The sequence below is a fragment of the Streptomyces sp. NPDC007164 genome (assembly GCF_040634135.1).
Classification (GTDB): Bacteria; Actinomycetota; Actinomycetes; order Streptomycetales; family Streptomycetaceae; genus Streptomyces; species Streptomyces sanglieri.
The window spans coordinates 22,887-47,937 of sequence record NZ_JBEYFB010000020.1; the positions used below are offsets into that span (position 1 = coordinate 22,887).

Below are 25,051 nucleotides of genomic sequence, written 5' to 3' on the forward strand. Positions count from 1 at the left end.
CGATGAGGGGGCGCGCGAAGCCCCCGGCGGCACCGCTGCCGCAGCGGGACGGGATCGACCCGGTCCGGCTGCGGCTCCCGGAGGATCCGGACGGGGCGTGGCCGACGGTGCGTGATCATCTGCTGGCGCGGTTCGCGGACGCGATCGGGGCGCGGCGGGTGGACGCCATGTTCGCGGAGGGCCGGTTCGTCTCGGTGCGGGGCCCGGTCTCCGCCGAGGAGCCGTACGCGGCGGGCCGGTACATCTGGTTCCACCGGGACTTCGCGCCGGAGGAGCCGGTGCCGTTCCCGGTCGGGGTCGTCCACCGCGACGAGCATCTCGTCGTCGCCGACAAGCCGCACTTTCTGGCGACGACGCCGCGCGGCCGGCACATCACCGAGACCGCGGTGGCCCGGCTGCGCCGCGAGCTGGGGCTGCCCGCGCTCCAGCCGGCCCACCGGCTGGACCGGCTGACCGCGGGCCTCGTGCTGTTCGTCGTACGGCCCGGGGAGCGGGGCGCGTACCAGACGATGTTCCGGGACCGTCTGGTGCGCAAGGAGTACGAGGCGGTGGCGCCGTACGATCCCGCGCGGGCCTTCCCGCGGACCGTGCGCAGCCGGATCGTGAAGGAGCGCGGGATCGTGGCCGCGCGCGAGGAGCCGGGCGAGCCGAACAGCGAGAGCCGGATCGGGCTGCTGGAGCACCGGGAGGGGCTCGGCCGTTACCGGCTGCTGCCCGCCACCGGGCGGACCCATCAGCTGCGGGTCCACATGAACGGCCTGGGGCTGCCGATCGTCCATGACCCGCTCTATCCGGTGGTCGAGGCGGAGGGGGCGCCGGACGACTTTTCGCGTCCGCTCCAACTCCTGGCCCGGGTGCTGGAGTTCACCGATCCGGTCACGGGCGAGCCGCGCCGCTTCGAGAGCGGGCTGCGGCTCTCCGCGTGGCCGGACCGGTGAGGCTCCGCGGTTCTCAGTGACCGCGGGCGATCCACTCGTCGAGCTGCGGGGCCTCCGCGCCGATGGTGGTGGAGTCGCCGTGTCCGGTACGGACGGTGGTCTCCGGCGGGAGGGTGAGCAGCCGGTCCCGGATCGACTCGACAATGGTCGGGAAGTGGGAGAAGGACCGTCCGGTGGCGCCGGGTCCGCCCTGGAAGAGCGTGTCCCCGGTGAAGACGGTGGACAGCCCGGGTGCGTACAGGCAGACGGCGCCCGGGGCGTGCCCGGGGGTGTGCAGGACCTGGAGGGTCGTGCCGGCGATCTCCAGCTCCTGGCCGTCGGCCAGTTCGCCGTCCGGGAGGCGGTCCGGGTGGGTCTGCTTCCACAGCGGCAGGTCGTCGGGGTGCAGCAGGACCGGTGCGCCGGTGGCGTCGGCGAGGACCGGGGCGGCGTCGATGTGGTCGTTGTGCGCGTGCGTGCAGACGATGGCGCGCAGCGTACGGCCGTTCAGCGCGGCCTCGATGGCGGCGGCGTCGTGGGCGGCGTCGATGACGATCGCCTCGGTGTCGTCGCCGATGATCCAGACGTTGTTGTCGACGTCCCACTCCCCGCCGTCGAGGGCGAAGGTGCCGGAGGTGACCAGGTGGTCGATGCGGGCGGCCATCAGAGGACCACCACCGAGCGCAGCACGTCGCCGTCGTGCATCCGGGCGAAGGCCTGCTCGACGTCGCCGAGGCCGATGGTCTCGGTGACGAACGCGCCGAGGTCGATCCGGCCCTGCTGGTGCAGGTCGATCAGCATCGGGAAGTCGCGCGAGGGCAGGCAGTCGCCGTACCAGGAGGACTTGAGCGAGCCGCCGCGCCCGAAGACGTCGATCAGCGGCAGCTCCAGCTGCATCTCCGGGGTGGGGACGCCGACCAGGACGACGGTGCCGGCGAGGTCGCGGGCGTAGAAAGCCTGCTTGTAGGTCTCGGGGCGGCCGACCGCCTCGATGACGACGTCGGCGCCGTTGCCGCCGGTGAGCGCGCGGATGGCCTCGACCGGGTCGGTGGAGCGGGAGTTGACGGTGTGCGTGGCACCCATCTTCTTCGCCGTCTCCAGCTTGCGGTCGTCGATGTCCACGGCGATGATCTTCGCCGCCCCGGCCAGCCGGGCTCCGGCGATCGCCGCGTCACCGACACCGCCGCAGCCGATCACGGCGACCGAGTCGCCGCGGCCGACCTGACCGGTGTTGATGGCGGCGCCGATGCCCGCCATCACGCCGCAGCCGAGCAGCCCGGCGACGGCCGGGGAGACCTCCGGGTCGACCTTGGTGCACTGGCCGGCGGCGACCAGGGTCTTCTCGGCGAACGCGCCGATGCCGAGGGCCGGTGACAGTTCCGTGCCGTCGAGCAGGGTCATCTTCTGCTTCGCGTTGTGGGTGTCGAAGCAGTACCAGGGGCGGCCGCGCAGACACGCGCGGCACTGGCCGCACACGGCACGCCAGTTGAGGACGACGAAGTCGCCGGGGGCGACGTCCGTGACGCCCGCGCCGACGGACTCCACCACGCCCGCGGCCTCATGGCCGAGCAGGAAGGGGAAGTCGTCGTTGATCCCGCCCTGCTTGTAGTGCAGATCGGTGTGGCAGACGCCGCACGCCTGGATCTTCACCACGGCCTCGCCGGGGCCCGGGTCCGGGATCACGATCGTCTCGATCCGTACCGGCTCGTTCTTCCCCGGTGCGATGACCCCTTGCACCTGCTGCGACATACCGTGGTCTCCTGTTTCCGTCTTTTTGCGAAGATCGATCGCGAACAACCGTACGCCCAGTGAGGGTGTCACGGCGGCGCGCCGCGTTGGCGCGAAACGACTGCCGTTCGCCCGGTGGGCCGTACCGGTTTCGGTCAGATTGCCCCCATCGATGAACTTCGGCGGCTTCCGGACGGTCCTTCGATACACAGGGGCCACTGAATCATTACCTGCGGGGGCAGGGGTCGTGTGGTCCACCAGCAGTGGAATTGCGGATCATGGGGGAAGTACCTTGACCGAAATCGCCGAGATCATGGAGAAGACGGGGCAGACCGGCCGGCGGAGCGAGGGACGGGAACCGGGTTCCGAGGCGGCCGCGCTCGGGGCGCCGGTCGGCGGACTCGTGCCGTACACCGACGCGTTGCCCGTACCGCCGGTGCTCCGCCCGCAGACCGGTGAGGTGCTGCGCGAGACGGAGATCGCCCTGACGCCCACCTGGGTGCGGCTGCACGCGCAGCTGCCGCCGACCCTGATGTGGGGGTACAACGGCACGGTGCCGGGACCGACCGTCGAGGTGCGGCGCGGGGAGCGGATCAGGATCGCCTGGACCAACCGCATCCCCAAGGGGAGCGAGTACCCGGTCACGGCGGTGGAGGTCGGCCCGGTCAAGCAGGGCGAACCGGCACCGCACAACCGCCCCGGACGCGACGGGGTGAAGCCGGACGAGGACGTCGCCGCGCTGCCCGCCTGGACGGTGACGCATCTGCACGGCGCGCAGACCGGCGGCGGCAACGACGGCTGGGCGGACAACGCGGTCGGCTTCGGCGACGCGCAGCTGTCGGAGTACCCGAACGACCACCAGGCCACGCAGTACTGGTACCACGACCACGCCATGAACATCACCCGGTGGAACGTGTACGCCGGGCTCGTCGGCACCTATCTGATCAGGGACGACGAGGAGGACGCGCTCGGTCTGCCGTCCGGCGACCGGGAGTTGCCGCTGATCCTCACCGACCGCAACCTGGACACCGACGACGACGGCCGGCTCAACGGGCGGCTGCTGCACAAGACGACGGTGCTCGTAGAGGCCGACCCGGAGACCGGGAAGCCGGTGTCGCTGCCGTTCCTCGGCCCGTACACGACGGTCAACGGCCGTATCTGGCCCCATCTGGACGTGGACGACGCGTGGTACCGCTTCCGGCTGGTCAACGCGTCCAACGCGCGGATCTACGACCTGGTGCTGGTCGACGAGGAGAACAACCCGGTGCCGGGTGTGATCCGGCAGATCGGCAGTGACGGCGGGCTGTTGCCGCGCCCGGTGCCGGTCGACTTCGACGAGGTGCTGCCGCAGCTGACGATCGCTCCGGCCGAGCGGATGGACCTGCTGATCGACTTCTCGGCGCTGGCCGGCCGCCGGGTCCGGCTGGTCAACCGGGGCAGGCTCGCGCCGGGGGTGCCGGATCCTGCCGCGAACGTGCCGTTCCCGCAGGTGATGGAGTTCCGGGTGCGGGAGACGGGAGAGCGGGACGGGTTCGAGCTGCCCGAGGTGCTGTCGGGTTCCTTCCGGCGGTACGAGCACGGTGAGGTGGAGCACGGGCACCGGCTCGTGGTGCTGACGGTGCCCGGCACGGTCGGCGGTGGCGGTCACCCGGAGATCTGGGAGATGGCCGAGGTCGAGGACGCCGCCGATGTGCGGGTGCCCTCGGACGGGGTGATCCAGGTGCGGGGCGAGGACGGCACGGTGCGCACGTACCGAAGGATCTCGCGGACGTTCAACGACGGTCTCGGCTTCACGGTGGGCGAGAGCAGCTACGAGCAGTGGTCGTTCCTCAACCTGGGCGGTCCGACGCATCCGATGCACATCCACCTGGCGGACTTCCAGGTGATGGGCCGGGAGGCGTACAAGCTCGACGGTTTCGATCCGGCGGTCGGCGGAACCCGTTCCCCGGTGGCGTTCGACCATGGCACCACGATCGCGACGGCACCGAACGAACAGGGCTGGAAGGACGTCTTCCGGGTGCCTGCCGGGCAGTTGGTGAAGGTGCTCGGGAAGTTCGACGGGGCGTACGGGCGGTTCATGTACCACTGCCATCTGCTGGAGCACGAGGACATGGGCATGATGCGGCCGTTCGTCGTGATGCCGCCCGAGGCGATGAAGTTCGACCACGGGGCCGGGCACGGCGGCCATCACGGGCACAGCGGCTGACCGTACGGACGGTGCGCACGGAGGCGGCCCCCGCGGAATCGCTCCGCGGGGGCCGTCGGGCGTCCGGGGAGCGGGGGCCTTGGACGAGTGGACCGGCGCGCCGGCCTCCCGGTCGCTGATCGCGTCGGATCACTGGGGCCGAGGGCCGGGAGTGGGGTCGGGCAGGGTTCTCGGCAGGTCGGTCGCGACCAGTTCGGCAGCGCGTGCGGAGCTGCCGTCCGCGCGTGCGAGCAGTGCCTCGATGTCGTAGCCCGACGACCCGAAGGCGGCGTCGACGCCCAGGAGGCGGCCCCAGCCGAAGCGTTCCATCGAGACGGCGGCGTCCAGGTCGGGGCGGAGCCGGTGGAGCGTGGAGACCAGCTCCCAGGCCCAGGCGTCCAGGCGGGCCCGCCGCGCCGGGTTGCAGGCGTTCACGGCGTCGGTGACCCAGTCGTCGCCGGGCTCGTACTCCGGGAGGGCCGGCAGCGGTTCGGGGAGATCCGTGATCCGCTCCGCACCGAACGTCAGGACGTGCACGCCCTCGGGGTTGTCGAGCAGTTCGGCCAGGAGCGGGATGACGCGGGGGTCGTGCCGACAGGCCAGTGCGCGGATCGCTTCCGTACGGGTCTCCGCGTGCTCGTCGGCCGTCCGCTCCCAGAGCGCGGCCCGGATCGCGGGGCTGTCCACCTTGGCCTGGACGCCGAGGGTGAACGTCGCCCAGTCGCGGACGTGCGGGTCCGGGTCCTGGGTCAGCCCGATGAGGGCGTGGATGTCCGGTCCGTCCGGCAGGCCGGTGACGACCTCCGCGAACGAGCGGGCCACTTCCTCGCGGACCTCGGCGTCGGGGTGCCCGGCGAGGGTGACGAGGACGGGGACGGCGCGCGGGTCGCACGTCATCTCGATCGCGCGCGCCAGCGACCGCAGCACGCGCCCCTCGGTCTCCCGCTGCGCGAGGGCGACCAGCGCGGTGGCCGTACCGGCACGGACTGCCTCGTGCTGAATGCCGGTGTCGCGCAGCAGGTCGCAGCCCCCCTCGCGCTCGACCGGATCGGCCGAACCGATCAGCTCCAGGCCGAGCGGCAGCGCCGCCGCGTCGGCGGCCGCCCGCCACAGCAGCGGTACGTACTCGTCCGGGTCGTCCGGGTCGGTGGCGGCGCGCAATGCCGTCAGTGCCTGCGTGACCAGTTCCGCCACGCTGTCCGTTTCCATGCGGGCATTCTGGTGTGCGAACCGCGGGTGCGCGCGGGAATTGACCGGCCCGACCGCGCTTCCGGCCCGCGTACACGTCGACGACGCCGGAGAGTGCGGCCGGCTTCGGATCTGCTCGGCTAGGGAGCGAGCACGTCCAGCTCGTGCAGGGCGCCGACCGCGATCTCCTTCGTCAGCCGCTCCGCCGCCACCGCGTCGCCCTCGCGCACCGCCTCGGCGAGCCGGACGTGGAGAGTCACCGCGGCCGGGTCCGGGTCCTCGAACATCACCTGGTGGTGGGTGCGGCCCGCCAGAACCTCGGCGACGACATCGCCGAGCCGCGCGAACATCTCGTTGCCGGAGGCGTTGAGCACGATCCGGTGGAACGCGATGTCGTGCTCCAGATAGCCCTCCAGCTGCTGGCCGCGCGAGGTGGCGACCATGCCGAGCGCGCACTCGGTGAGGGCCGCGCACTGCTCGGGGGTGGCGTTGCGCGCGGCGAGGCCGGCCGCGACCGGTTCGATCGCCGACCGCAGCACGGTCAGGGAGCGCAGCTGGCGCGGGCGGTCGGCACCGGCCAGCCGCCAGCGGATGACCTGCGGATCGTAGACGTTCCACGCCTCGGTCGGCCGTACCGTCACGCCGACCCGGCGCCGGGACTCGACCAGGTGCATGGACTCCAGGACGCGGATCACCTCGCGGACCACGGTGCGCGAGACGTCGAAGCGCCGGGCCAGCTCGTCGGTGCGCAGCACCTGTCCGGGCGGGTGTGCCCCGGCGGCGATCTCCAGACCCAGGGTGTCCAGCACATGTGTATGCAGCCCGGGGCCCTGTGTGGTCATGAGCACAGCCTACGGGGCACCCTTCAGGAACAAAAAGTACGACGTTTACGTCACAGCATCTTGAATAAGTCGTACGTATAGGTTTCAGTAGCGCGACGGACCGATGTCGAGGAAGACGTCGAAGAAGACTGCGAGGCACCACCAATGAGCACCCCCCACGTCGTCGTGGTGATGGGCGTAGCAGGGACCGGCAAGACCACGATCGGCCCCCTGCTCGCCGCCGGACTCGGCGTTCCGTACGCAGAGGGCGACGACTTCCATCCCGCGGCGAACATCGCCAAGATGTCGGCCGGCGTTCCGCTGGACGACTCCGACCGGTGGCCCTGGCTCGACGCGATCGGCCAGTGGGCGCACGGCCGGGCCGGGCTCGGCGGAGTGGTGAGCAGCTCGGCGCTCAAGCGGGTCTACCGGGACCGGCTGCGCGCCGAGGCGCCCGGCGCGGTCTTCCTCCATCTGACCGGCGACCGGGCGCTGATCGAGGCGCGCATGGCAGAGCGCAAGGGGCACTTCATGCCCACCGCGCTGCTCGACTCGCAGTTCGCCACCCTGCAGCCGTTGCAGGAGGACGAGGCCGGCGTCTCGGTCGACGTGTCCGGCACCCCCGAAGAAATCACCGAGCGGGCCGTCGCCGCGTTGCGCCGGCTCGATAACTAAGGATCACCACCGTGACCAGTCTCAGCGTCGAGATGTTGGCAGCGGACGCCGTCGAACCGATCACTTCGGCAGGCAACGCGCAGTTGGGTGTCGCCGTTCTGGCGGGCATCGCCGTCATCGTTCTGCTCATCACCAAGTTCAAGATGCACGCGTTCCTCGCGCTGACCATCGGCTCGCTGGCGCTCGGCTCGTTCGCCGGTGCCGCTCCGGCCAGGACGATCGCCAGCTTCACCGCGGGTCTCGGCTCGACCGTCGCGGGTGTCGGTGTGCTGATCGCGCTCGGTGCGATCCTGGGCAAGCTGCTGGCCGACTCCGGCGGCGCGGACCAGATCGTCGACACCATCCTCGCGAAGGCGAGCCGGCGCTCCATGCCGTGGGCGATGGTGCTGATCGCCTCGATCATCGGGCTGCCGCTCTTCTTCGAGGTCGGCATCGTGCTGCTGATCCCGGTGGTGCTGCTCGTCGCCAAGCGCGGCAACTTCTCCCTGATGCGGATCGGTATCCCGGCGCTGGCCGGTCTCTCCGTGATGCACGGTCTGATCCCGCCGCACCCCGGCCCGCTGGTGGCGATCGACGCCCTCGGCGCCAACCTCGGGGTCACGCTGGCGCTGGGTGTGCTGGTCGCGATCCCGACCGTGATCATCGCCGGACCGGTCTTCTCCCGCTACGCGGCGCGCTGGGTGGACATCAAGGCGCCGGAGAAGATGATTCCGCAGCGTCCCTCGGAGCACCTGGACCGTCGTCCCAGCTTCGGCGCCACCCTGGCGACGATCCTGCTGCCGGTCGTGCTGATGCTGATCAAGGCGCTGGTCGACATCGTGGTGGACGACCCGGAGCAGGGCCTGCAGAGGGTCACCGATGTGGTCGGCTCGCCGCTGATCGCGCTCCTCGCGGCCGTCCTGGTCGGGATGTTCACGCTGGGCCGGGCGGCCGGGTTCTCCAAGGGCCGGCTCTCCACCACCGTCGAGAAGTCCCTGGCCCCGATCGCCGGTGTGCTGCTGATCGTGGGCGCGGGCGGCGGTTTCAAGCAGACCCTGATCGACGCCGGTGTGGGCCAGATGATCCTGGACTTCTCCAAGGACTGGTCGATACCCGCGCTGCTGCTGGGCTGGCTGATCGCCGTCGCGATCCGGCTGGCGACCGGTTCGGCGACCGTGGCCACCATCTCGGCGGCCGGTCTGGTCGCCCCGCTGGCCGTCGACATGTCGACGTCCCACGCCGCTCTGCTGGTCCTCGCCGTCGGCGCGGGCTCGCTCTTCTTCAGCCATGTCAATGACGCCGGGTTCTGGCTGGTGAAGGAGTACTTCGGCATGAACGTCGGCCAGACGGTGAAGACCTGGTCGGTGATGGAGACCATCATCTCCGTGGTCTCGCTGGCCTTCATCCTGCTGCTGTCGCTGATTGTCTAGCGCGCGGCTGCCCGCACGGTCCTCCCCCCACAGCGCATGCTGCGACCGTGCCCAAGGGCGCTCGACCGACCCGGTACGCATGCCACGGCGTGCCTCCGGGCCGGCGGGCGCCCTTGCCATGTGCCCGGCCGGCCGGGAGCCGGGGCGGTGGCCGCGGCGGCGCGCGGCCCGCAGCCACTGCCGGCCGGTACCGGTTCACAACTCGGCCCGTCCGGCGTGCAGTTGCCGCCCGCTGCCCGGTTCCGGCCCCGGCACCGCGCCCCGGGGACATGTCAGACTTGGCACCATGTCGAACCGTGAACCCCTCAAGCCCTTCCTGCTCGCCTTTCCCGGACCGCTGCGCGATCAGCTGGTGCGGGCAGTGCTCGCCGGTACGAAGGTGTCGACGACCGGGCTGCTCGCGGAGTACGAGGCCGAGAGGGAGGAGTTGCCTCCGGTGGGTGAGCGCTCCGCGCTGATCGACTCGGACGGCCGGGAGACCGCGGTACTGGAGGTGACGGAGGTACGGGTGCTGCGCCTGGGCGATGTCGACCTCCAGCACGCACTCGACGAGGGCGAGGGCGACACCTCGGTGGCCGAGTGGCGGGCGGGACACGAGAAGTTCTGGCAGAGCGAGGAGATGCGGGAGGCGCTCGGCGACCCGGGGTTCACCGTCGACGACGACACCATGGTGGTCGCCGAACGGTTCCGGGTCGTCGAGCTGCTGGACCCCGCCACGGGCACGGACAGCCGGTAGACCGGGCGGGCGGCAGGGCGCTACGGCCGTCGGGCGAGGATCTCGCGGCAGGTCAGCGGGGGCGCGACGGTACCGGGGCGGCCGGTGCGGGCAAAGGCGGTCCAGGTGGCGCGGACGGCCCTGCCCAGCTCGTTCACCTCCTCCCAGGTGGTGTCGCCCAGCATCGGGGAGGACCGCCAGGCGGACCGGGAGCCGAGAAGCAGCGGCAGTTCCACGCAGTGGGTGGCGCCGTACTCCGATCCGGCCGGGCGCCAGTCCAGCCGGTAGGCGTGCACCCGGGCTCCGGCCCGGACGAGCTGTTGCCCGAGGGCGGTCAGCGGTTCGGTGTACATCCGCCGGGTCGGCTCCGCCGGGTCACCGTTCCCGCTCCTCTCTCCGGGGAAGGCCGACATGTCGTCCGCGTTCCAGCCGTACATGATGTCCAGGCCGCCGACGTGCGGTCCGGGGGCGGCGACGGCCTTGCCGACGGGGCCGAACGGCGGCTCCAGGGTGGAGCCGGAACGTTCCCGGTGGGCGAGCCCGGTGTCCCGTTGCGCCGCGAGTACGGCTGCCCTGGCGGCGGTACGCGGGTCGGCGCCGGGGGCGTGTACCGCGAGCCGCTCGCTGAAGATCCGGCCGAGGGCTTCGGCATCGGCCCGCGGCCGGGTGGCGATCGCCAGCGGCGCGCTCTGCAGGATCGCGCGGCGGAACAGCCCCCGGGCCTCGGGCAGCTCCATCAGCAGCCGGATGGAGAGCGCCCCGGCGGACTGCCCGAAGACCGTGACATCGGCGGGGTCGCCGCCGTACGCGGCGATGTGCGTCCGCACCCAGCGGAGCGCTTCGAGCTGGTCGTACAGGCCGAGATTGCCCTCGGACACCCCGTCGAGGCAGAGGTATCCGAGTGCGCCGACACGGTAGTTGACGGCCACCACGACGACATCGCCCTCGGTGGCGAGTGCCCCGCCGTCGTACCAGTCCATGAGGCCCGCGCCGCTGCTGAACCCGCCGCCGTGGAACCAGACCATCACCGGCCGGGCCGCGCTGTCCCGGGCGGGTGTGGTGACGGTCAGGTTCAGACAGTCCTCGCCCTGCGGGTGCCGGTCGAGCGGCGGTCCCATCACCGCGTCGAGCCTGGACGGCAGTTGCGGGCAGATCTCGCCGGTGGGCGGGCGGTCGTCGTCACCCACCGGGCGGGGCCGCGCGAAGCGCTCGGCCACGGCGTAGCGGACCGGGCCGGACCGGACCACGGCGGCGCCGGTCATGCGCCGCGCCCGGAGAGCGCCTGGGCCGGGGCGGCCCGCGCCGGCTCCGGCGCCCCTTCGGGTACCAGCCGGAACAGGGCGACCGCGCCGGCCAGACTGACCGCGCAGATCCCGACGAGATACCACGTCACCCCGGTCGACGAACCGCCCGAGTTGAGCAGTGCCGTGGAGATCATGGGGGCGAGTCCGCCGCCCAGGATGGCGCCGCCCTGCAGGATCACCGAGGAGCCGGAGTACCTGACGTTGACGGGGAAGGTGTCGACGATGATGCTGCCCTGCACGCAGTGGGTGACCGGGATGATGAGGCCCATGCCGAGCAGCGCCACCACGGCGAGGGCGGAGTTGCCGGTGTTGATGAGCGGGAAGAAGGCGACGCACCAGACGAGGATGGCGGCGGATCCGGCGATGAACATGGTCCGGCGGCCGTGCCGGTCGGCGATCTTCGTCCACACCGGAATGGTCACGAACCACAGGGCCGCCGCGACCGTGACGCTCACGATGAGGAACTGCTTGTCGTAGTCGAGGTGCTGGGAGCCGTAGGAGAGCGTGAAGACCATGAACACGTAGGCGACGGCCGAGTTGGCCACGACGGCGAGCAGGGTCAGCGCGAGCCGGGGGAAGCCGACCTTCATCGATTCGGCCAGCGGGAACCTGACCACCTGGTCCTGGGCCCGGACGCGGTCGAAGGACGGCGACTCGGTCACCCGCAGCCGGATCACCAGCCCCACGGCCACCAGGACGAAACTGAGCAGGAACGGGATGCGCCAGCCCCACGAGGTGAACGCGTGGTCGCCCATGACCGCGTTGGTGACCAGGAAGATCACATTGGCCAGGACCAGGCCGCCCGGTGTGCCCATCTGCGGGAAGCCCGCGTAGAGGTTCTTCTTGCCCGGTGGCGCGTGTTCCATCGACATGAGGGTCGCCCCGGCCCCTTCGCCGCCGAGCCCGATGCCCTGGACGATACGCAGCATGACCAGGAGGACGGGTGCCCAGAAGCCGATGGTGTCGTAGCTCGGGATGGCGCCGATGAGGGTGGAGCCGATGCCCATCAGGACGAGCGAGACCACCAGCGTCGCCTTGCGGCCGATGCGGTCTCCGTAGTGGCCGAAGACCAGGCCGCCGAGGGGGCGGGCGATGAAGCCGACGGCGAAGGTGCTGAAGGCGGCCAGCGTGCCGGCGGCGGGGCTGAGCGAGGGGAAGAACTGCTCGTTGAAGATGAGGGCCGCGGCTGTTCCGTAGAGGAAGAAGTCGTACCACTCCAGCGTGGTGCCCGCGAGCGTGGCGAGGGCGGTTCTGCCAGCAGTGGCTCGGGCGCCGCCCGAGTGTTCTTCGTGAGGTGAAGTGTTCACGGGGTGACCTATCACTTGGATGGCGGGCTGTGGGCGGTTCGCCCCGGACAGCCGCTACGACGGCCGGGCTTCACCCGTCGTTAACCGTGGATCCTGATGGTCCGGGAAATGACACACAAATACCGAATCCGGAACCTGCCATATCTGTTCGGGTATAACGGAACGCCCCCGCGAACATACGGACGACCGTCCGGCGATCCCGCGCGCGCATCCGTCACCGGCAACCCGGTATGCCATTTCGGGTATGGCTCGACACGAGAATCGCATTTGTCCGGCATGGCCATGCGAATCACAGTGGGACGCATGACGGCAGAGACTGGGCGGTGGATCCGCAACTTCGTGGCCGGGCAGTTCGTGGAGCCCGACGAGAACCGCAGCTTCGACAAGACCGATCCGGCGACCGGCCGGGTGTTCGCCCGGGTGCACGAAGCGGACAGGGAGCTGGTGGACCGCGCGGTGAACGCGGCCAGGCGCGCCCTGCACAACGGGTGGGCGACTACGCCGGTACGGGAGCGGGCCGCGCTGCTGCGCCGGGCCGCGGACCGGATCGAGGAGCGCTTCGAGGAGTTCGTCGCGGCGGAGGTCGCCGACACCGGCAAGCCGGTCACCCAGGCCCGGGAGCTCGATGTCGCACGCGCGCTGACGAACTTCCGCACCTTCGCCGACGTGGTGGCCGCCGCCGGCCAGGAGTCCTTCCTCACCGACCTCGCGGGCGGCCGGCAGGCGCTCAACTACGCGGTGCGCAAGCCGCTCGGCGTCGTCGCGGTCGTCGTCCCGTGGAATCTGCCCCTCCTGCTGCTGACCTGGAAGGTCGCCCCCGCCCTGGCCTGCGGCAACGCCCTGGTCGTCAAGCCCAGCGAGGAGACCCCGGCCACCGCCACGCTGCTGGCCGACGTGCTCGCCGAGGTCGGGCTGCCCGCCGGGGTGTACAACGTCGTCCACGGCTTCGGCGGCGACTCCGCCGGTGAGTACGTGACCTCGCACCCGGGGATCGACGGGGTGACCTTCACCGGCTCGTCGGCCACCGGCTCGCACGTCATGAAGACCGTCGCGCCCCGCGTCCGTCCGGTGTCCTTCGAGCTCGGCGGCAAGAACGCCGCCGTCGTCTTCGACGATGTCGACATCGACGAGGCGCTGGCCGGGCTGACCAGGTCGGTCTTCACCAACACCGGCCAGGTCTGCCTGTGCACCGAGCGGGTCTACGTACAGCGCTCGGTCTTCGCCGATATCGCCGACGGGCTCGCCGAGCGGGCCCGGAGCCTGCGGCTGGGCGACCCGCTGGACGAGCGGACCACCACCGGGCCGCTGATCTCCCAGACCCACCGGAACAAGGTGCTGAGCTACTTCGAACTGGCCGAACAGGCCGGGGCGAAGGTGCTCACCGGCGGCGGCGTGCCGCAGCTCGGTCCCGGACTCGCGGGCGGCTCGTGGATCGAGCCGACGCTGTGGACGGGTCTGACCAACGCCGACCGGCCCGTGCGCGAGGAGATCTTCGGCCCGGTGGCCGCCCTGATCCCCTTCGACACCGAGGCGGAGGCCATCGCCCTGGCCAATGACACCGAGTACGGCCTCGCGGCTTCCGTGTGGACCAACGACCTGCGCCGCGGCCACCGGGTGGCGCAGTCCATGAACGTCGGCATGGCCTGGGTCAACACCTGGTTCCTGCGCGATCTGCGCTCCCCCTTCGGCGGTGTCGGGCTCTCCGGCATCGGCCGCGAGGGCGGCGAATCCTCCCTGCACTTCTACACCGAGCCGACGAATGTGTGCGTACAGCTGTGACCGATCACGACACCCCCGGCCTGCCCGCTCGGATCGAGGCGGCCGCGGCACGCCTCACCGCCGCCGCCGGCTCGCGGACCCCGTGCGCTCCCGTCCGGGAGTTCCTGGGCCGCGAGGACATCGACGCCGCCTATGAGGTGCAACGCCGGATCGCGGCCGGCCGGAGCGCCGCCGGAGCCCGGGTGGTGGGCGCCAAGATCGGCCTCACCGCGCCCGCCGTGCAGCAGCAGTTCGGCGTGTTCCGCCCCGACTTCGGGGTGCTCTTCGACGACATGATGTACGCCCACAACGAACCGCTGCCGCTGAACCGCTTCCTCCAGCCGCGTGCGGAGGGCGAGATCGCTTTCGTGCTCGGCCAGGACATCGACCGGCCCGGGGCCGGCGTCGCCGACGTACTGCGGGCCACCGAGTTCGTGCTGCCCGCCATCGAGATCGTCGATTCCCGGATCACCGGCTGGGATCTGGCCATCACCGACACGGTCGCCGACAACGCCTCCAGCGGCGCGTTCGTGCTCGGCACCACTCCGTATCCGCTGAGCGGGCTCGACCTGTCCCGGGTCGGCATGGTGCTCCAGCGGGACGGCGAACCGGTCTCCTTCGGCGCGGGACACGCCTGCCTCGGCTCCCCGGTCGTCGCCGTGGCCTGGCTGGCGCGCGAACTGGCCGCCCGGGAACAGCCGTTGCGCGCCGGGGACGTCGTCATGTCCGGGGCGCTGGGCCCGATGGTGCCGATCGGCGGCCCCGGCCGGTACCGGCTGGCCCTGGACGGGCTCGGCGAGGTCGAGGCAGTCATCGAGGAGGAGACCAAGTGAGTTCCACCGCATCCGGCACCGTCCCGGTGGCCGTCATCGGGTCCGGCAACATCGGAACCGACCTCATGATCAAGGTGCTGCGCCTCTCGAAGACGCTGCGCATGGGCGCGATGGTGGGCATCGACCCGGACTCCGACGGCCTGGCCCGCGCCGCCCGGCTCAAGGTGGCCACCACGCACCGCGGTGTCGACGGGCTGGTGGAGCTGCCCGGGTTCGCCGACATCAAGGTCATCTTCGACGCCACCTCGGCCAAGGCCCACGTACGCAACGCCCGGATCGCCGCGGAGCACGGGAAGCTGATGATCGACCTCACTCCGGCGGCTCTCGGACCGTTCGTGGTGCCGTCGGTCAATCTGGACGAGCATCTCGGCGCCGGGGACGTCAACATGGTCACCTGCGGCGGTCAGGCGACCATTCCGGTCGTCGCCGCGATCTCCCGGATCGCACCGGTCGCCTACGCGGAGATCGTCGCCTCCATCGCCTCGAAGTCGGCCGGTCCCGGAACCCGGGCCAATATCGACGAGTTCACCGAGACCACCGGTGAGGCGATCCGCCTGGTCGGCGGCGCCGAGGTCGGCAAGGCCATCATCGTGCTCAACCCGGCCGAGCCCCCGCTCGCCATGCGCGACACCGTGTTCTGCCTCGTCGAGGGCGGGCTCTCGGACGCCGGCCGGGACCGGATCGTGGCCTCCGTCGAGCAGATGGCGCGGTCGGTACGGGAGTACGTGCCGGGCTACCGGCTCAAGCAGGACGTCCAGTTCGACCCGGTCGAGGACACCGTCGTCCCGGCCCTGGGCCGACGGGTCACCGGGGTCCGGGTCTCGGTGTTCCTGGAGGTGCTCGGCGCCGGCCACTACCTGCCCGACTACGCGGGCAATCTCGACATCATGACCTCCGCCGCGGTCCGCACCGCGGAGAAGATCGCCGCGCTCCGAGGATGGGTGACCTCATGAAGCTGTACGTCCAGGACGTGACCCTGCGCGACGGCATGCACGCCATGGGGCACATGTACACCGTCGACCAGGTGCGCCGGATCGTCGCCGCGCTCGACCGGTCCGGGGTCGCGGCCATCGAGGTCGCGCACGGCGACGGTCTCGGCGGTTCGAGCGCGAACTACGGGTTCGGCGCGCACAGCGACGAGGAGTGGATCGAAGCCGCGGCGGACGTCGTGGAACACGCGAAGCTGACCACCCTGCTGCTGCCCGGCATCGGCACCATCGACCATCTGCGCCGGGCCCACGCGCTCGGGGTGCGCAGCGTGCGCGTCGCGACGCACTGCACCGAGGCCGACGTGAGCGCGCAGCACATCTCCTGGGCCCGGGAGAACGGGATGGATGTGTCCGGGTTCCTGATGATGAGCCATCTCAACTCCCCCGAGGGCCTGGCCCGTCAGGCCGCGCTGATGGAGTCGTACGGGGCGCACTGCGTCTATGTCACCGACTCCGGCGGCCGTCTGACGATGCGTGAGGTCGCCGCCCGGGTCGACGCGTACCGCGAGGTGCTCGACGAGGCGACCGAGATCGGCATCCACGCCCACGAGAACCTCTCACTGTCGGTCGCCAACAGCGTGACCGCCGTGGAGCACGGCGCGTACCGGGTCGACGTGGCACTGGCCGGTCAGGGAGCCGGGGCCGGGAACTGCCCGGCGGAGCCGTTCGTCGCCGTCGCGGACCTGCTGGGCTGGGAGCACGGCTGCGATCTGTTCGCGCTCCAGGACGCCGCCGACGACATCCTCCGCCCACTGCGCGACCGGCCGGTCCAGGTGGACCGGGAGACCCTGACGCTCGGCTACGCCGGTGTCTACTCCAGCTTCCTGCTGCACGCCGAACGTGCGGGGCGGCGTTACGGGGTCGACACCCGGGAGATCCTCCTGGAGGTCGGCCGGCGGCAGATGGTGGGCGGTCAGGAGGACCTGATCGTGGACATCGCACTGGACCTGGCCGCGCGGCGCGCGGCCGGCACGGAAGGGAGCGGCAAATGATCTCGGCAGAGCTGACCGGCATACTGGCGCAGCGGCTGGACACGGCACAGACGTCCCGCAGGGACACCCCGAGCCTCGCCGACAGCCATGAGTTCGACATCGATGACGCGTACGCGGTGCAGGCGGCGCTGCTGGAGCTGCGGGTGGGCCGCGGCGAGCGGGTCGTGGGGGTGAAGCTGGGGTTCACCAGCAAGGCCAAGATGGCTCAGATGGGTGTCTCCGACGTGATCGTGGGCCGGCTCACGGACGCCATGCGGATCGCGGACGGCGACGAGGTCGATCTGTCGCGCTTCATCCACCCGAAGGTCGAGCCCGAGGTCGCCTACCGGCTCTGCCGGGACGTGGATCCGGAGGATCCGACGACGGACATCGAGTCGTGCGTGGACGCCGTGGCCCCGGCCGTCGAGATCATCGACTCGCGATACCGGGACTTCCGGTTCACGTACACCGATGTCGTCGCGGACAACACCTCCGCGGCCGGCTATGCGAACGGGCCGTGGCGGCCCCTGGCGGACGTCGCCAACCGCGCGGTGCGGCTGCGTACCGCGGCGACGGAGACGGTGGGATCGACCGCCGCCATCCTCGGCGACCCGGTGCACGCGCTGCACGCCCTGCTGGACATGTGCCGTCGCCGCAACATTTCGCTGGAGGCCGGTCAGGTGGTGCTCGCGGGCGCTGCCACGGCGGCCGTGCCGCTGGTGGCGGGGGTCACCGAGTGCGATGTGGCGGGCATCGGGTCCGTCACGGTGAAGGGGTTCTGATGAGCGGCTCACGGGTGATCGAGGGCAAGGCCACTCCGCGCGGGCGGTTCCCCCATGTGAAGGTCGTCGGGGACCTGGTGTTCGTCTCCGGCACCAGTTCGCGCCGGCCGGACAACACGTTCGTGGGTGTCGAGGCCGATGAGTTCGGCACCACGGAACTGGACATCCGGGCCCAGACCCGGGCGGTGATCGAGAACATCCGGGACATCCTGGCCGAGGTGGGCGCGGAGCTCTCCGACATCGCCCAGATCACCACCTATCTGGTGTCCATGAACGACTTCGGCGGATACAACGAGGTCTACGGCGAGTTCTTCGACGAGCGGGGACCGACCCGGACGACCGTCGCGGTGCACCAGTTGCCGCATCCCCATCTGCTGATCGAGATCCAGGCGGTCGCCCATCTGCCGCGGCCCCGCCAGTCACACAGAGCGCACAGCACGGAGGTGTCCTCATGACCGCCATTCCCCCGGTCATCGATTTCCAGGGCTGGATCACCGAGCACGAGCACCTGCTCAAGCCGCCGGTGAACAACCGCACCATGTCCCTGGGCCAGGACTTCATCGTCCAGGTCGTCGGCGGGCCCAACCAGCGGACCGATTTCCACCTCGACCCGTACGAGGAGTGGTTCTACCAGGTCAAGGGCGATATGCATGTCAACCTCATGACCGAGGAAGGACCTCGGACCGTACACATCCGGCAGGGCGAGGTCTGGCTGCTGCCCGGCAATGTGCCGCACTCCCCGCAGCGGCCGGACGCCGGTTCGATCGGGCTGGTCATCGAGCGGGTCCGGGAGGAGGGCACCCTGGAGCGGTTCCAGTGGTACTGCCCCGAGTGCGCCACGAAGATCCATGAGGTCGAGCTCCAGGTGCGGGACATCGTCGCGGATCTGCCGCCGGTCTTCGCCGGGTTCTACGGCGACGAGAAGGCGCGTACGTGCCCCGAGTGCGGTGTTCTGCATCCCGGGAAGGGCTGAGCGTGGACCGCACGATCGACGTACACACGCATTACGTTCCGCGCGGCTGGCCGGACCTGACGGCCGAGGCCGGTCCCGAGGCTCCCTGGCTGCGGATCGAGTCCGAGTCCGACGCCATGATCATGATGGGCTCCAGAGAGTTCCGGCGGATCCAGGCCGATGCCTGGGACGCCGGGACCCGGCTGCGGGACATGGACGCGGACGGGGTGCACCGTCAAGTGGTCTCCCCCACCCCGGCGTTCTTCACCTACGGGCGCAGCGGGGCCGAGGCCGCCAAGGTCTCGCGGATCTTCAACGATCTCGCGCTGGAGATCACCGCTCCGGCGCCGGACCGGCTGATCCCGTTCTGCCAGGTGCCGTTGCAGGATCCCGACGCGGCCTGCCGCGAGCTGGAACGGAGCATCGCCAACGGGCACCGGGGCGTGGAGATCGGCAACCATGTCGGGGATCGCGACCTGGACAGCGAAGGGGTCGTCACTTTCCTCCAGCACTGCGCCTCGCTCGATGTGCCGGTGTTCGTGCACCCCTGGGACATGGCGAGTTCGCCGCGGCTGGACCGGTGGATGGCGCAGTGGCTCACGGCCATGCCCGCCGAGACGCATCTGTCGATCCTCGCCCTGATCCTGGGCGGGGTCTTCGACCGGATCGACGACCGGCTGAAGATCTGTTTCGCGCACGGCGGCGGCTCGTTCGCGTTCTGGCTCGGCCGGATGGAGAACGCCTGGCACGGCCGGCACGACGTCATCGGCACGTCCGAGTACCCGCCCTCGCATTATCTGGGCCGTTTCTACGTCGATTCGGTGGTGTTCGACGACCGTGCCCTGCGGCTGCTGGTCGACACGGTCGGTGCGGACCGGGTGATGGTGGGCAGTGACTATCCGTACCCGCTGGGGGAACGGCCGGTCGGCGAGGTGGTCCGCAAGAGCTCCTTCCTGGACGACCGCGGCCGGGAGCTGATCACGCACGGCAACGCCGAGCGCTTCCTGGGACTCACCGGTCCCTAGTACGGCAACGGCCCTTGCGGTGATGAGGCATCAGCTCCTGGGCTGGTGCCTCGTCGTCTGCCGTGGGCCCGCCTCCGGGACTGCCGCCCGGCCCGCCTTCGGGCGACGGCGGTTCGCCGGCACGGCCTACAGCGGACCGTCACCGCCGGCCGCGCTCTGCGACGCCATGCCGGCGGCGATGTCCTCCAGGCTCCGGATCAGCGCCTGCGCGGACGGGCCCAGCGCCCGGGCGGCCGACAGGGTCAGCCCGACGCTGTGCCCGATCGGGTCCAGCGGCACCGCCAGCCGGACGATACGGGTGTCGTCCCGGGTGATCAGACCGGGCAGCGCCGCGACGACATCGGTCTCCAGCAGAAGCTGGCGCACGGTCAGGAACGAGGTCGTCTCGACCCGGTTCATCGGCAGCGGCATGCCGTGCCGGGCGAAGAACTCCTCGATCTCCCGTCGCAGCGCGGTCTCCGCGCCCGGCAGGATCCAGGGATAGTCCGGCAGGTCCGCAAGCTCCACCGCACTCTGCCCGGCAAGCGGGTGCGAGGCCCTGACCACGAGTTCGACCGACTCGTCGTAGAGCTTGCGGCGCACCGTCCGCTCGTCGGAGGGAACCGTGAGCCGGCCGACGACGAAGTCGATCCGGCCGGCCTCCAGCTCCAGGAGCAGCGCCTCCGGCGACGCCTCCCGGACGATCACTGTCAGATAGGGGCGCGCCTTCTTGATGTCGGCGATGGCCCGCGGCAGGAGCACGTTCGAACCGGCCAGATGGGTGCCGACGATGACCGTGCCGCGGTCGGCGTCGGCCAGCTCCACCACATGGCGGCCCGCCTGCGCGAGCTGGGCGAGCACGGACCGGGCGTGCTCGGTGAATGCCTCTCCGAACACGGTGGCGGTGACGCCCCGGGGCCCGCGATCGTAGAGCGGGACGCCGAGGATGTCCTCCAGCTCGTGCAGACTGCGGGTGGCGGCGGGCTGGGTCACGTGCAGCTCCGCGGCGGCGCCGACGACGCTTCCCTGCCGGGAGAGCGCGTCGACGAGAACCAGGTGGCGGAGCTTCAGCCGGCCGTCGAGGAGACGCGGGATCTTCACGCCACGACTCTATCCACGCCCGCCGGGGTCGGGTCCGGCCGCCCCGGACCGTACGGAACGGGCTGCGGACCGGTACGGGCGCCGTGGGGGACGCCTCAGCCGACGGCCCGGGCCGCCGCCCGCCCGGCCGCGCGGCCGGAGAAGATGCAGCCGCCGAGGAAGGTGCCTTCCAGCGACCGGTAGCCGTGCACCCCGCCGCCGCCGAAGCCGGCCGCCTCCCCCGCCGCGTACACGCCCTCCAGCGGGGTACCGTCCGCGGTGAGCACCCGGGAGGACAGGTCCGTCTCCAGGCCGCCGAGCGACTTGCGGGTCAGGATGTTCAGCCGTACGGCGATCAGCGGGCCGGCCTTGGGGTCGAGGATGCGGTGCGGCGCGGCGGTGCGGATCAGTTTGTCGCCGAGGTAGGTGCGGGCCCCCCGGATCGCGGTGATCTGGAGGTCCTTGGTGAAGGGGTTGGCGACCTCGCGGTCGCGTGCGGTGATCTCGCGGCGCAGTTCGGCCTCGTCGATTAGCGGCTTCTCGGTGAGGGCGTTCATGCCCCGGACGAGCGCGGCGAGGTCCTTCTCGACGACGAAGTCCGCCCCGTTGTCCATGAACGCCTTCACCGGGGCCGGTACGTCGGCGCGGGCCCGGCCTATGACGTCGCGGATCGACTTTCCGGTGAGGTCCGGGTTCTGCTCGGAGCCGGAGAGCGCGAACTCCTTGCCGATGATCTTCTGGTCCAGGACGAACCAGGTGTGGTCGTGGCCGGACCTCATGATGTGTTCGAGGGTGCCCAGGGTGTCGAAGCCCGGGAAGAGCGGGACCGGGAGGCGCTTGCCGGTGGCGTCCAGCCAGAGCGAGGACGGTCCGGGCAGGATCCGGATGCCGTGCCTGGCCCAGATCGGGTTCCAGTTCTCGATGCCCTCGGTGTAGTGCCACATCCGGTCGCGGTTGATGTGGTGGGCGCCGGCCTCCTCGGCGATGCCGAGCATGAGCCCGTCGACATGGGCGGGCACGCCGGAGAGCATCTTGGCCGGCGGGGTGCCCAGCCGGGCGGGCCACTGCTTGCGCACGAGGTCGTGGTTGCCGCCGATGCCGCCGGAGGTGACGATCACCGCCTGGGCCCGCAGCTCGAACGTGCCGGTCGCCACCCGGCTGCTCGCGGTGCCCCGGGCCGCCGCGCTCGGCTCCAGCACCTCGCCGGTCACGGTGTCCACGGCGCCCGCGCTGCGGCCGAGGCCGGTGACCCGGTGGCGGAACCGGAACCGGACGAGGCCCTTGGCGACGCCCTCGCGGACCCGGCGCTCGAAGGGGGCGACGACGCCGGGGCCGGTGCCCCAGGTGATGTGGAAGCGGGGTACGGAGTTGCCGTGGCCGTTCGCGTCGTAGCCGCCGCGCTCGGCCCAGCCGACGACGGGGAAGATCCGCAGGCCCTGGGCGTGCAGCCAGGAGCGCTTCTCACCGGCCGCGAAGTCGACGTACGCCTCGGCCCACTTCCGCGGCCAGTGGTCCTCCTCGCGGTCGAAGCCCGCCGTGCCGAGCCAGTCCTGCAGGGCCAGCTCATGGCTGTCCTTGACCCGCATCCGGCGCTGCTCGGGCGAGTCGACGAGGAAGAGGCCGCCGAAGGACCAGTGGGCCTGGCCGCCGATCGACTGTTCGGGCTCCTGGTCGAGCAGGATCACCGAGCGGCCCGCGTCGACCAGCTCGGCGGTGGCCACCAGGCCGGCGAGCCCTGCCCCGATCACGATCACATCAGCGTCGTACGCCATGGGTTCCATCCTTGTCGGGGCGATCCGGTCACGGCCACGGTCGGGCTCCGGCACCGTCCCCGGCACCGGAAGTTACTCGTGCGTCAGATCTTCGGCACCGGCCGCTCCGGCGTCAACCGCCCGGTCGGCGGCGCTCCGGCCGCACCCCGGGGGCACAGGCGCTATCGTCGATACAAATCACCCACTTCTGGCCTGACTTGAGGTAGAAGCGTGTCGGTGCTGGTCATCGTGCTCGCCGTGAGTGCCGCCTGCTGCCTGGGATTCGGATTCGTCCTGCAGCAGGCCGCCGCCTCGCACGCCCCGCGGAGCGACTACCTCTCGCCCCGGCTGCTGCTCGACCTGATGCGGGTGCCGAGCTGGCTGGCCGGAATCGGGCTGATGGTCTGCGGCATGGTGCTGGGCGCCCTGGCCCTGGGCAAGGGCGAGGTGTCCGTCGTCGAACCCCTCCTCGCGACCAATCTGCTCTTCGCGATGGCCCTGTCGCGCCATCGGACCGGTCAGCGGCTTGGCCATCAGGGCTGGGCCGGCCTCTGGCTGCTGGCCGGCGGGGTCACCGCCTTTCTGCTCGCGGGCCAGCCGCAGGGCGGCGAGGCGGTGACCAGCGCGCTGCGGCACTGGCTGGTGATCGGTGTCGTCGTGGGCACCGCACTGCTGCTCACCGCCTTCGCCAAGCGCTCCGACTCGGGGGCCGCCCCCGCGCTGCTCGCCGTGGCGGCCGGGCTGCTGTATGGGCTCCAGGACGCGCTCACCCGGGTCAGTGGCCAGCGGCTGTCCGACGAGGGGTGGGCGGCGCTGGTGACGGCGTGGCAGCCGTACGCGGTGCTGGTGCTGGGGGTGACCGGGCTGCTGCTGGTGCAGAGCGCCTTCGAGACGGGCCCGCTCCGGGTCTCGCTGCCGCCGCTGACGGCCGCCCAGCCGCTGGCCGGGATCGCCTGCGGGGTCGGTTTCCTCGGCGACCAACTGCGTACCGACACCGGCGCGCTGGCCTGGCAGGCGGCCGGTCTGGCGGCGATCGTCGCCGGGATCGTGCTGCTCGGGCTGCATCCGGCGATGCCGGAGGGGCCGGTGGGCGGGCGCCGCGAGAAGAGCCTCCAGCCGAACTGAGCGGGCCTCCCGGTCGCCGGGGCGCCCGCCCGCTGGTTTTTAATAATGGCCAGCATTAGAGTGGTCGCATGGCGCGAACCTCCGGACAGGAGACCAGGGAGAAGCTGATCCGTGCGGCCGAGGAGGTCTTCGCGGCGCAGGGCACCGACGGCGCCCAGCTGCGGGACATCGTCCGACTGGCCGGGCAGAGCAACCCTTCCGCGGTCCAGTACCACTTCGGCTCCCGGGCCGGACTGCTCGACGCGGTGATGGCGGGCCGCCTGGCCCGTACCGAACAGGTGCTGACGCCCCTGCTCGCCGCACTGGGCGAGGACTGCGGCGTACGGGAGCTGCTCACCGCGCTGATGGCGGCCGAGGCGAGCCTGCTCGCCGACGACCGCGGCCGCCGCTGCCTGCGGATCTCGGCCCAGCTCACCCACGAGACCGGGCTGCGGACCGGCCGGCTGCACCCCGCCCTGGACGGCACCAATTACGGGCGGCTGATCGGCCGCGTCGGGGACCGTCTGGGCGCGCTGCCCGGCCCCGTCCGCCTGGAGCGGCTGGATCTGGCGCTCACCCTGATCGGCGCGGCGATGGCCGACCGCGCCCACCAGCGTCTCGACGGCATCGAACCGCTGACCGGCGACGAGCTCTTCCTCGCCGATCTCGTCGAGACCACCCACGCGTTCCTGCACGCTCCCGTGCCGGGCCACGCGTGACCACCCGCACCACTCATCACCGGCACCACATGCCACCTGCACCACATGAAGGAAGCGACATGACCGACAAGAGCAAGCTCAGCGACAAGACCGTCGTCATCACCGGCGGCGCCCGGGGCCTGGGTGCCGAGGCCGCCCGCCTCGCGGTGGCGGGCGGGGCCAATGTGGTGATCACCGACGTGCTCGACGAGGAGGGCGCCGCGACCGCCGCGGAGCTGGGTGCGAAGGCCCGCTTCGTGCACCACGACGTGACCTCCGAGGAGGACTGGCAGCGCGTCGCGGAGTTCGCCGTCGCCGAGTTCGGACGGATCGACGGCCTGGTCAACAACGCCGGGGTGTCGACCGGTATGCCGCTGGAGACCGAGTCCGTCGAGCACTTCCGCAAGGTCATCGACATCAACCTGACGGCCGTCTTCATAGGCATGAAGACCGTGATCCCGGTGATGAAGGAGAACGGCGGCGGCTCGATCGTCAACATCTCCTCGGCCGCCGGCCTGATGGGCCTCGCCCTGACCTCCAGCTACGGCGCCTCGAAGTGGGGCGTGCGCGGCCTGACGAAGGTCGGCGCGGTGGAGCTGGGCACGGCGAGGATCCGGGTGAACTCCGTGCACCCCGGCATGGTCTACACGCCGATGACCGCGTCCGTGGGCATCCAGCAGGGCGAGGGCAACTACCCGAACACCCCGATGGGCCGGGTCGGCGAGGCCCCGGAGATCGCGGAGGCGGTCGCCTTCCTGCTCTCGGACGCCGCCTCGTACATCACCGGTGCCGAGCTCGCCGTGGACGGCGGCTGGACCACGGGCCCGACGGTCAAGTACGTCATGGGCCAGTAGCCCGTCCCGCGATGGCCTGATGTTGG

The 25,051-nt window shown here is 71.1% G+C and carries 24 protein-coding genes; 16 read left to right on the plus strand and 8 right to left on the minus strand.

All coding sequences use genetic code 11. The features are described from left to right. Nucleotides 1-2: 2 nt before the first annotated feature. Nucleotides 3-938 carry a pseudouridine synthase gene (locus ABZ622_RS23800; RefSeq protein WP_360546266.1) on the plus strand — a complete coding sequence of 312 codons (936 nt, stop codon included), beginning with the start codon at nucleotides 3-5 and terminating at the stop codon, nucleotides 936-938. A 13-nt stretch (nucleotides 939-951) separates the two neighbouring features. Here the strand turns inward: ABZ622_RS23800 and ABZ622_RS23805 are convergent, their stop codons facing one another. Next, nucleotides 952-1,581, minus strand: coding sequence for an MBL fold metallo-hydrolase (locus ABZ622_RS23805; protein WP_360546268.1), 630 nt, complete (start codon nucleotides 1,579-1,581; stop codon nucleotides 952-954). Continuing rightward, nucleotides 1,581-2,666: an S-(hydroxymethyl)mycothiol dehydrogenase gene (locus ABZ622_RS23810; protein ID WP_360546270.1), complete on the minus strand. Its 1,086-nt coding sequence runs from the start codon at nucleotides 2,664-2,666 to the stop codon at nucleotides 1,581-1,583. The genes ABZ622_RS23805 and ABZ622_RS23810 overlap by 1 nt, the downstream gene beginning before the upstream one ends. Before the next feature lie 292 nt (nucleotides 2,667-2,958). Here ABZ622_RS23810 and phsA point away from each other — a divergent pair, with 292 nt between their 5' ends. Further along, entirely contained in the window at nucleotides 2,959-4,851 is a 1,893-nt protein-coding gene (gene phsA / locus ABZ622_RS23815; protein WP_360546445.1) for an O-aminophenol oxidase PhsA, read from the plus strand. Nucleotides 4,852-4,980: 129 nt separating this feature from the next. Here phsA and ABZ622_RS23820 read toward each other — a convergent pair whose 3' ends face one another. Together ABZ622_RS23820 and ABZ622_RS23825 are read right to left on the minus strand one after the other, a co-directional pair. Next, a complete protein-coding gene (locus tag ABZ622_RS23820) occupies nucleotides 4,981-6,039 on the minus strand; it encodes a HEAT repeat domain-containing protein (protein WP_360546272.1) in 1,059 nt (352 codons plus the stop codon). Between the two features lie 119 nt (nucleotides 6,040-6,158). Further along, nucleotides 6,159-6,860, minus strand: coding sequence for a FadR/GntR family transcriptional regulator (locus tag ABZ622_RS23825; protein WP_266691797.1), 702 nt, complete (start codon nucleotides 6,858-6,860; stop codon nucleotides 6,159-6,161). Nucleotides 6,861-7,004: 144 nt separating this feature from the next. Here ABZ622_RS23825 and ABZ622_RS23830 point away from each other — a divergent pair, with 144 nt between their 5' ends. The 3 genes from ABZ622_RS23830 to ABZ622_RS23840 all read left to right on the plus strand — a co-directional run bounded on the left by ABZ622_RS23830 (nucleotide 7,005) and on the right by ABZ622_RS23840 (nucleotide 9,659). Then, the gene (locus tag ABZ622_RS23830) at nucleotides 7,005-7,514 is read left to right on the plus strand and encodes a gluconokinase (protein WP_360546275.1); all 510 of its coding nucleotides are present in this window, start codon (nucleotides 7,005-7,007) and stop codon (nucleotides 7,512-7,514) included. An 11-nt stretch (nucleotides 7,515-7,525) separates the two neighbouring features. Then, nucleotides 7,526-8,923 (plus strand): gluconate:H+ symporter, encoded by a 1,398-nt coding sequence (locus ABZ622_RS23835; protein WP_360546277.1) that lies wholly within the window; start codon nucleotides 7,526-7,528, stop codon nucleotides 8,921-8,923. Nucleotides 8,924-9,209: 286 nt separating this feature from the next. Next, the gene (locus ABZ622_RS23840; protein WP_360546279.1) at nucleotides 9,210-9,659 is read left to right on the plus strand and encodes an ASCH domain-containing protein; all 450 of its coding nucleotides are present in this window, start codon (nucleotides 9,210-9,212) and stop codon (nucleotides 9,657-9,659) included. Nucleotides 9,660-9,679: 20 nt separating this feature from the next. Here ABZ622_RS23840 and ABZ622_RS23845 read toward each other — a convergent pair whose 3' ends face one another. Both ABZ622_RS23845 and ABZ622_RS23850 read right to left on the minus strand, forming a co-directional pair. Beyond that, nucleotides 9,680-10,900 carry a carboxylesterase family protein gene (locus tag ABZ622_RS23845; RefSeq protein WP_360546281.1) on the minus strand — a complete coding sequence of 407 codons (1,221 nt, stop codon included), beginning with the start codon at nucleotides 10,898-10,900 and terminating at the stop codon, nucleotides 9,680-9,682. Beyond that, nucleotides 10,897-12,249 carry an MFS transporter gene (locus ABZ622_RS23850; RefSeq protein ID WP_360546283.1) on the minus strand — a complete coding sequence of 451 codons (1,353 nt, stop codon included), beginning with the start codon at nucleotides 12,247-12,249 and terminating at the stop codon, nucleotides 10,897-10,899. The genes ABZ622_RS23845 and ABZ622_RS23850 overlap by 4 nt, the downstream gene beginning before the upstream one ends. 303 nt (nucleotides 12,250-12,552) lie before the next feature. On the opposite strand from ABZ622_RS23850, the gene ABZ622_RS23855 reads away from it, so the two are divergent. From ABZ622_RS23855 to ABZ622_RS23890, 8 genes are read left to right on the plus strand one after another with little or no spacing between them, the layout of a single operon-like run. Beyond that, the gene (locus tag ABZ622_RS23855; protein ID WP_360546285.1) at nucleotides 12,553-14,028 is read left to right on the plus strand and encodes a 2-hydroxymuconic semialdehyde dehydrogenase; all 1,476 of its coding nucleotides are present in this window, start codon (nucleotides 12,553-12,555) and stop codon (nucleotides 14,026-14,028) included. Further along, nucleotides 14,025-14,840: a fumarylacetoacetate hydrolase family protein gene (locus ABZ622_RS23860; RefSeq protein ID WP_360546287.1), complete on the plus strand. Its 816-nt coding sequence runs from the start codon at nucleotides 14,025-14,027 to the stop codon at nucleotides 14,838-14,840. The genes ABZ622_RS23855 and ABZ622_RS23860 overlap by 4 nt, the downstream gene beginning before the upstream one ends. Continuing rightward, a complete protein-coding gene (locus tag ABZ622_RS23865) occupies nucleotides 14,837-15,793 on the plus strand; it encodes an acetaldehyde dehydrogenase (acetylating) (RefSeq protein ID WP_360546289.1) in 957 nt (318 codons plus the stop codon). The genes ABZ622_RS23860 and ABZ622_RS23865 overlap by 4 nt, the downstream gene beginning before the upstream one ends. Next, nucleotides 15,790-16,821 (plus strand): 4-hydroxy-2-oxovalerate aldolase, encoded by a 1,032-nt coding sequence (gene dmpG / locus ABZ622_RS23870; RefSeq protein WP_360546291.1) that lies wholly within the window; start codon nucleotides 15,790-15,792, stop codon nucleotides 16,819-16,821. The genes ABZ622_RS23865 and dmpG overlap by 4 nt, the downstream gene beginning before the upstream one ends. Continuing rightward, a complete protein-coding gene (locus ABZ622_RS23875) occupies nucleotides 16,818-17,582 on the plus strand; it encodes a 4-oxalocrotonate decarboxylase (RefSeq protein WP_360546293.1) in 765 nt (254 codons plus the stop codon). The genes dmpG and ABZ622_RS23875 overlap by 4 nt, the downstream gene beginning before the upstream one ends. Next, complete coding sequence (locus ABZ622_RS23880) at nucleotides 17,582-18,037, plus strand: RidA family protein (protein ID WP_124718658.1); 456 nt, start codon at nucleotides 17,582-17,584, stop codon at nucleotides 18,035-18,037. Before ABZ622_RS23875 ends, ABZ622_RS23880 begins: the two co-directional genes overlap by 1 nt. Beyond that, nucleotides 18,034-18,555 (plus strand): 3-hydroxyanthranilate 3,4-dioxygenase, encoded by a 522-nt coding sequence (locus ABZ622_RS23885; protein ID WP_360546295.1) that lies wholly within the window; start codon nucleotides 18,034-18,036, stop codon nucleotides 18,553-18,555. The genes ABZ622_RS23880 and ABZ622_RS23885 overlap by 4 nt, the downstream gene beginning before the upstream one ends. A gap of 2 nt (nucleotides 18,556-18,557) precedes the next feature. Then, on the plus strand, nucleotides 18,558-19,559 hold the full coding sequence (locus tag ABZ622_RS23890) for an amidohydrolase family protein (RefSeq protein WP_360546297.1): 1,002 nt from the start codon (nucleotides 18,558-18,560) through the stop codon (nucleotides 19,557-19,559). A gap of 126 nt (nucleotides 19,560-19,685) precedes the next feature. Here ABZ622_RS23890 and ABZ622_RS23895 read toward each other — a convergent pair whose 3' ends face one another. Continuing rightward, nucleotides 19,686-20,639, minus strand: coding sequence for a LysR substrate-binding domain-containing protein (locus tag ABZ622_RS23895; RefSeq protein WP_360546299.1), 954 nt, complete (start codon nucleotides 20,637-20,639; stop codon nucleotides 19,686-19,688). A gap of 95 nt (nucleotides 20,640-20,734) precedes the next feature. After that, on the minus strand, nucleotides 20,735-22,390 hold the full coding sequence (locus ABZ622_RS23900; RefSeq protein ID WP_360546301.1) for an FAD-binding dehydrogenase: 1,656 nt from the start codon (nucleotides 22,388-22,390) through the stop codon (nucleotides 20,735-20,737). Nucleotides 22,391-22,600: 210 nt separating this feature from the next. On the opposite strand from ABZ622_RS23900, the gene ABZ622_RS23905 reads away from it, so the two are divergent. The 3 genes from ABZ622_RS23905 to ABZ622_RS23915 all read left to right on the plus strand — a co-directional run bounded on the left by ABZ622_RS23905 (nucleotide 22,601) and on the right by ABZ622_RS23915 (nucleotide 25,025). After that, on the plus strand, nucleotides 22,601-23,494 hold the full coding sequence (locus ABZ622_RS23905; protein ID WP_360546303.1) for a DMT family transporter: 894 nt from the start codon (nucleotides 22,601-22,603) through the stop codon (nucleotides 23,492-23,494). Between the two features lie 68 nt (nucleotides 23,495-23,562). After that, nucleotides 23,563-24,192: a helix-turn-helix domain-containing protein gene (locus ABZ622_RS23910; RefSeq protein WP_360546305.1), complete on the plus strand. Its 630-nt coding sequence runs from the start codon at nucleotides 23,563-23,565 to the stop codon at nucleotides 24,190-24,192. 59 nt (nucleotides 24,193-24,251) lie between these two features. Next, entirely contained in the window at nucleotides 24,252-25,025 is a 774-nt protein-coding gene (locus ABZ622_RS23915; protein ID WP_266916984.1) for a glucose 1-dehydrogenase, read from the plus strand. Nucleotides 25,026-25,051: the final 26 nt, after the last annotated feature.

Coding starts and splice junctions, on each gene's coding strand:
- ABZ622_RS23800 (WP_360546266.1), top strand. CDS start 3: ATGAGGGGGCGCGCGAAGCCCCCGGCGGCACCGCTGCCGCAGCGGGAC.
- ABZ622_RS23805 (WP_360546268.1), bottom strand. CDS start 1,581: ATGGCCGCCCGCATCGACCACCTGGTCACCTCCGGCACCTTCGCCCTC.
- ABZ622_RS23810 (WP_360546270.1), bottom strand. CDS start 2,666: ATGTCGCAGCAGGTGCAAGGGGTCATCGCACCGGGGAAGAACGAGCCG.
- phsA (WP_360546445.1), top strand. CDS start 2,959: ATGGAGAAGACGGGGCAGACCGGCCGGCGGAGCGAGGGACGGGAACCG.
- ABZ622_RS23820 (WP_360546272.1), bottom strand. CDS start 6,039: ATGGAAACGGACAGCGTGGCGGAACTGGTCACGCAGGCACTGACGGCA.
- ABZ622_RS23825 (WP_266691797.1), bottom strand. CDS start 6,860: ATGACCACACAGGGCCCCGGGCTGCATACACATGTGCTGGACACCCTG.
- ABZ622_RS23830 (WP_360546275.1), top strand. CDS start 7,005: ATGAGCACCCCCCACGTCGTCGTGGTGATGGGCGTAGCAGGGACCGGC.
- ABZ622_RS23840 (WP_360546279.1), top strand. CDS start 9,210: ATGTCGAACCGTGAACCCCTCAAGCCCTTCCTGCTCGCCTTTCCCGGA.
- ABZ622_RS23845 (WP_360546281.1), bottom strand. CDS start 10,900: ATGACCGGCGCCGCCGTGGTCCGGTCCGGCCCGGTCCGCTACGCCGTG.
- ABZ622_RS23855 (WP_360546285.1), top strand. CDS start 12,553: ATGACGGCAGAGACTGGGCGGTGGATCCGCAACTTCGTGGCCGGGCAG.
- dmpG (WP_360546291.1), top strand. CDS start 15,790: ATGAAGCTGTACGTCCAGGACGTGACCCTGCGCGACGGCATGCACGCC.
- ABZ622_RS23875 (WP_360546293.1), top strand. CDS start 16,818: ATGATCTCGGCAGAGCTGACCGGCATACTGGCGCAGCGGCTGGACACG.
- ABZ622_RS23880 (WP_124718658.1), top strand. CDS start 17,582: ATGAGCGGCTCACGGGTGATCGAGGGCAAGGCCACTCCGCGCGGGCGG.
- ABZ622_RS23885 (WP_360546295.1), top strand. CDS start 18,034: ATGACCGCCATTCCCCCGGTCATCGATTTCCAGGGCTGGATCACCGAG.
- ABZ622_RS23900 (WP_360546301.1), bottom strand. CDS start 22,390: ATGGCGTACGACGCTGATGTGATCGTGATCGGGGCAGGGCTCGCCGGC.
- ABZ622_RS23910 (WP_360546305.1), top strand. CDS start 23,563: ATGGCGCGAACCTCCGGACAGGAGACCAGGGAGAAGCTGATCCGTGCG.
- ABZ622_RS23915 (WP_266916984.1), top strand. CDS start 24,252: ATGACCGACAAGAGCAAGCTCAGCGACAAGACCGTCGTCATCACCGGC.